The sequence below is a fragment of the Aestuariivirga sp. genome, from assembly GCF_044239095.1.
GTDB lineage: Bacteria > Pseudomonadota > Alphaproteobacteria > Rhizobiales > Aestuariivirgaceae > Aestuariivirga.
In genome coordinates this window covers 1-5,763 of sequence record NZ_JBIICB010000266.1, presented here as the reverse complement: position 1 = coordinate 5,763, position 5,763 = coordinate 1, and the positions used below count along the sequence as shown (strand labels likewise).

Below are 5,763 nucleotides of genomic sequence, written 5' to 3'. Positions count from 1 at the left end.
GCAGGCCCGCCTTCATGGCGAAGGAAGTCTTCGGCAGGAACACGGTATCGCGGTAGCGGTCGGTCTTCTGCGTTTTATCGTCAGACATTGGGGCGGCTCGGATCCAGATCAAAGGTTTATGCGGCTTCTAGAGCATGATCGCCAAAAGTGGAAACCACTTTTGCGGCAAGATCATGCTCAAGCAATTGATCTTGCGCGAGTTCTTTTCGGCCAGGTGGTTCCACCTGGCCGGAACGCGCGCTGGAGCATGATCGCCAAAAGTGGAAACCACTTTTGCGGCAAGATCATGCTCAAGCAATTGATCTTGCGCGAGTTCTTTCCGGCCAGGTGGTTCCACCTGGCCGGAACGCGCGCGGGCAGGTTTTGGGCATGGATAAAGCGCCGATGGAATGCCCCCGGCCCTGCCCTGCAACGGACTGAAACAAGGGCCGGGCGGAAGACGGCAAATCTCACCCGATTGTCCTCCGTTGACTATTCTCAACACCAACTCGATGCTACAATTGGTTGTGTTTAATTCCTTTTTGAAAAACCGGGGTTTGGGATGGGTGGCGCTGGTGATGGCGCTGCTGCTGCCGGTTTCTGCTGCCCGGGCCCAGGAAGAGGCCCCCGTCACGCTGAGCGAAGGGCAGGTGAACCAGATCGTGGAGCAGGTCACCGGGGCGGTTCTGAAGGAAATGAAGGCCGGCCAGCCCCCGGCGGCACCGGTTGCCCCAACGCCAGGTGAAACCCTCGAGGAAGGCTTCGCGCCCTATTTGCAGGAAAAGGGGTTTCAGTTTTTCGAGCAGTTTGAAAACACGCTGCGCGCCTACCCGGCGCTTGCCGGGGAAATCGGCAGCATCATCTCACGGGTTGACGGCCGGCCGCAGGGGCACGGCCCCGTGGCCTTCCTTGGGGTGGTGGCGCTGATCTTTGCCGGGGCAGCGGCGCTGGGCTACGGCACGTCGTGGCTGGCGCGGTGGCTGCTGCCGGGCACGGAGGCGACGGACGGGACTGCCACCATCGGCCAGATCCTGCGCCGCGCCACGGCCAGCATGATCGGTTTTGCGGCATTCTGGATGGTGACGGTTTATACTGCCACGCGATTGTTCAACGGCATCGGCATGCAGGGCACAGTGGGGCACTGGCTGTTGATGGGCGGAGCACAGTTCGCGCTGTTCTATACGCTGTTCCTGATCTGGTTCCGCCCGGCGGAGCCTGCCTACCGCATCGTGCCACTGGACGACGGCGACGCGCGGCTGGCCATGCGCCTGTTCGCGACCATGCTGGCCATCGTCGTGCTGCGTTCGTGGATCGCCATTCCAATCGCCAACAATCAGCCCGCCCCGGTGATTGCGGCGGGGCTCTTGATCAACAATCTGCTGTTCGTCTCGAGTTTCTTCGCGGCGGCCATTCCGGCGCGGCATGCTGTGCGCCGCTGGATCGAGAACACTGCCATGGGGGCGGGCGTGTCTCCGCTGAGGCGCTGGCTGGCGGCGAACTGGCTGGGACTTGCCGGGGCGAGTGTGCTGCTGATTTCGGCCATCCATGCCTATGGCGCGGTGACTGGACACCCGGGCGTGGTGGCGGCACTCACCGCAACGGTACGCGCGGTTCTGTTGATGATCCTGATCTGTGCTCTTGCGGAATTCATTGGCCGGCGCAGCGAGCCCGAAGGCCAGACGGCGACGCGCACATTCCCCAAACTGCCGGGGCTGGTGAGCCAGATGTTCCGGATGTTCATCACGCTGGCCGCGGCGGTCTATTTCACCCGGCTGTGGGCCGTCGACGCGCTGCACGTCATGACGCAAGCGCAATGGAGCCGTCTTGCGATCTATGCCGTGGAGCCGCTCGCCGCGCTGTTCGCCATCTACATGGCGATAACTTACGTGAATTATGCGGCAGCCAGATACCTGGCCATGCAACCGAAGGCGGCAACCAAGGTGAATGAGGATGGCGACATCGCACCTTCGCCAGATGGCTCCTCGCGGCTGCGCACGCTGATCCCCATCCTGCGCATCTCTGTCAATGTGCTGATCGCCGTGATGATCTCGCTTCTGGTGCTCTCGCATCTCGGCTTCAACATCACGCCCTTGCTGGCGGGCGCTTCGGTGATCGGGCTTGCCATTTCCTTCGGCAGCCAGGCGCTGGTGAAGGACATTGTCACCGGCGTGCTGTTCCTCGCCGAGGATTCCTTCCGCATCGGCGAATACATCGTCTGCGGCAATTCGCGGGGCACGGTTGAGGGCTTCACGCTGCGTTCAGTGCGGCTGCGCCATCAGGACGGGCAGATCTTCACGGTGCCCTTCGGGCAGATCGGCGAGATCGTGAACTTCAGCCGCGACTGGTCGACGGTTAAATTCACGATGAGCCTCGACCGCGACGCCGACCTCGAAGACGTTCGCCGCGTGACGGCGAATGTGGCGGCGGAACTGAAGGAGGACTATCGCGACCGGCTGCTGGACCCGCTCAAGGTGCAGGGCGTGAAGGATGTGACCGACACCGCGATCGTGGTGCAGTTCCTGTTCACCGCCCTGCCGCGCGACCCCGGCGAGATCGAACGCGCGGCCCGGAGCCGGCTGCTGAAGGCCTTCCGGGACGCCGGCATCTCCCTGGCGCGCCACCCATGGCTGGCCCCTCAAGCCGCGCAGCCGGCTTGAGGGAAATGGACAAGGCGGGCCCGCCTGGCGTGTTACCCCCGCTTGGCCTTTGAATCGGCCAGGACGCAGAGCATCTCCCACATCAGGTTGGCGGCGGTTACTGCCGTGATGCCGGTGGGGTCATAGCAGGGGGCGACCTCGCAAATATCGCCGCCGACCAGATGCTTGCCCTGCAGGCTGCGGACCATGACCTGCACTTCGCGCGGTGTGAGCCCGCCGATTTCGGGCACACCCGTGCCCGGCGCCCAGGCGGGGTCGATGCCGTCGATGTCGATCGTCATGTAGGTGGGGCCTGTTCCCAGCACGTCATGGATCTTCGCGATGACCGCCTCGCGGCCCATGCGCTCATAATCCTCGAAGGTGATGCAGGTGAAACCCGCGTCCTCGCCCCACTTGATGTCATCGGCTGAGAAGCGCGAGCCGCGCAGGCCGATCTGGATCGTGCGCTTCGGGTCGATCAGCCCCTCCTCCACGCCGCGGCGGAAGGTGGTGGCATGGTTGATCTTCGTGTCCGCCATCGTGTCCAGCGTGTCCGCATGGCTGTCGATGTGGAAGATGCCGACGGGGCGGTCCTTCGCCAGCGCTCTAAGGATGGGGAGCGGCACGGTGTGGTCACCGCCGATGGACAGCGGCAGCGCGCCTGCGGCATGGATCGTCGCAAAGAAATCCTCGATCATCTGGATCGAGCGATGAAGGTCGATTGGGTTGACCGGCGCGTCGCCCACATCCGCCACGTTGCAGATGTCATAGGGTGCAATGGCTGACACATTGTGCACCCGGCGGATGAGGCGGGAGGCCTCACGCACCGCAGAGGGCCCCTGGCGGGCGCCGGAACGATGATTGACGCCGATATCGAAGGGCACGCCCACGAGCGCGATATCGAGCTCCGGCGTTACGTCGAAGCGCTGGGTGCGCATGAAGGTTGCTATTCCGGCAAAGCGCGGGGTGACGGCGGCATCGACAGGCTGGAAGCGCGGGTCTTTCTTCATTATGGATACCCTTGGCATAAGCAGGAGGATTTCGTGACCACCACACTACAGACCATTCCGGCCCGCCGCGGCAAGGCCGTTCGCCTGAACAAGGGCCAATCAGTGAAAGTCATCAACACCCATGGCAACCAGGTGGTGGATTTCTGGGCATTCAACGCGGGCGACCTGCGCGAATACCTAGGCATGGAACATTGCCGCGCCTTCTGGACGAGGCTGTTTCCGGTGGAAGGTGACAAGATGATCACCAACCGCCGCAGGCCCATCCTGACCATGACCAAGGACGCAAGCCCCGGCCGCCATGACACGCTGATCGCGCCCTGTGACAATGAACGCTATGGGCTTCTGGGTTGCACCCACTACCACGACAACTGCCGTGACAACATGCATGCAGGGCTGGCGGAACTGGGCATGTTCATGCCCTACACGCCGGATTCGCTGAACCTGTTCATGAACATTCCGTGGAATCCGGACGGAAGCCTCGAATGGGGCAACTGCCTGTGCAAGCCAGGAGATTATGTGGTGTTCCGCGCCGAGATGGACGCCATCATCGTGTTCTCCGCCTGCCCGCAGGACATGCTGCCGATCAACAACGGGGTAACCACGGAAGCGCATTTCGAGGTGCTGGACCAGTAGGCCCGGGACTCGCGGAGCGAGACCCTCATCCGCCCTTCGGGCACCTTCTCCCATTGCTGCGCAACGGGAGAAGGGAAAGCTGATATGTGTTTATCCCCTTCTCCCGTCGCAACGCGATGGGAGAAGGTGGCCGACAGGCCGGATGAGGGCTCCTTCAACGCGGCCGTGGGACTGCTTCCCCTCGCCCTCCCCAGCTTCGTTGGGTCCCCTCACTCTCCCGCTGAAGAAGCGGGAAAGGACGATCTCTAACCCGTCCACTTCTCGCGCATAGTCACGAGTTCTTCCGCTGCCGTAGGGTGCACCGCGAGTGTTGCATCGAAGTCTGACTTCTTCGCCCCCATGCGCACGGCGATGCCCAAGAGCTGCGCCATTTCGCCGGCGTCCGTGCCGCAGATGTGGCAGCCGAGCACGCGGTCTGTTTCGCCATCGACGACCAGCTTCATCAGCGTGCGCTCATCGCGGCCAGAGAGCGTGTGCTTCATCGGGCGGAAGCTGGTCTTGTAAATGTCGACCGCGCGGAAGCCCTGGCGTGCCTGCTCCTCGGTGAGGCCAACCGTGCCGATCTCGGGCTGGGAGAAGACCGCAGTCGGGACCAGCGAATGATCGACCTTCACGTCCTTGCCGCCGAACACCGTGTCGGCGAAGGCATGGCCCTCGCGGATGGCGACGGGGGTGAGGTTCACGCGGTTGGTGACATCGCCCACGGCATAGATCGAGGGCACGGAGCTTTGCGAATAGGCATCAACCTTGATGGCCATATGGGCCGTCATGTCAACGCCCAGGCCGTCAAGTCCAAGGCCCGTCACATTGGGAATGCGGCCGGTGGCGAACATGATGTGGTTTGCACCGAAGCCCGTGCCGTCATTCATGGTAACGCGCACGCCGGTGCCGGAACGCTCGATCCTTGCGACGTCCATGCGGGTGCGGATCTCGATGCCCTTCTTCTTCATTTCGGCGGCGAGATGGTTGCGGATCTCGTCATCGAAGCCGCGCAGGATCTGCTCACCGCGGCAGACGAGGATCGTTTCGACGCCAAGGCCTGAGAAGATGCCGGCAAATTCCACCGCGATGTAGCCGCCGCCGACAATGACGATGCGCGCGGGCAGCTTTTCGAGATGGAAGGCCTCATTCGAGGTGATGGCAAGCTCATGCCCCGGCAGATGGCGCGGCACGAAGGGAGCAGCACCGGTGGCCACCAGAATGTAGCGCGCCGTAACCTGGCGGCCGGATGCGAGGGACACGGTGTTCGGACCCGACAGGACGGCGCGTTCCGCAATCAGTTCCGCGCCCGCCGCCTCGAGATTGCGGATATAGGCCCGGTTGAGGCGGTCGATCTCCTTGTCCTTGTTGGCGATGAGGGCCGGCCAGTCGAAGGAGACCTTGTCCGATGTCCAGCCGAAGCCCACGGCATCCTCGAACTCCTCGGCGAATTTCGAGGCGTAGACGAAGAGCTTTTTCGGCACGCAGCCGCGGATGACGCAGGTGCCGCCGACGCGGTATTCCTC

At 63.0% G+C, this 5,763-nt stretch carries 5 protein-coding genes; 3 read left to right on the top strand and 2 right to left on the bottom strand.

What is annotated here, in order from left to right; all coding sequences use genetic code 11:
- Positions 1 to 514: hypothetical protein (locus ACILRA_RS18645; protein ID WP_395663566.1), on the top strand; the 514-nt coding region annotated here is incomplete at its 5' end.
- Between the two features lie 43 nt (positions 515 to 557).
- Positions 558 to 2,636, top strand: coding sequence for a mechanosensitive ion channel family protein (locus ACILRA_RS18640; RefSeq protein ID WP_395663567.1), 2,079 nt, complete (start codon positions 558 to 560; stop codon positions 2,634 to 2,636).
- A gap of 32 nt (positions 2,637 to 2,668) precedes the next feature.
- On the opposite strand, the gene speB is transcribed toward ACILRA_RS18640, so the two are convergent.
- On the bottom strand, positions 2,669 to 3,625 hold the full coding sequence (gene speB / locus ACILRA_RS18635) for an agmatinase (RefSeq protein ID WP_395663565.1): 957 nt from the start codon (positions 3,623 to 3,625) through the stop codon (positions 2,669 to 2,671).
- Positions 3,626 to 3,658: 33 nt separating this feature from the next.
- Between speB and ACILRA_RS18630 the strand changes: the two genes are divergently transcribed.
- On the top strand, positions 3,659 to 4,258 hold the full coding sequence (locus ACILRA_RS18630) for a DUF1989 domain-containing protein (RefSeq protein WP_395663564.1): 600 nt from the start codon (positions 3,659 to 3,661) through the stop codon (positions 4,256 to 4,258).
- A gap of 245 nt (positions 4,259 to 4,503) precedes the next feature.
- Here the strand turns inward: ACILRA_RS18630 and gorA are convergent.
- A partial coding sequence (gene gorA, locus ACILRA_RS18625) for a glutathione-disulfide reductase (protein WP_395663563.1) occupies positions 4,504 to 5,763 on the bottom strand: 1,260 nt, incomplete at its 5' end.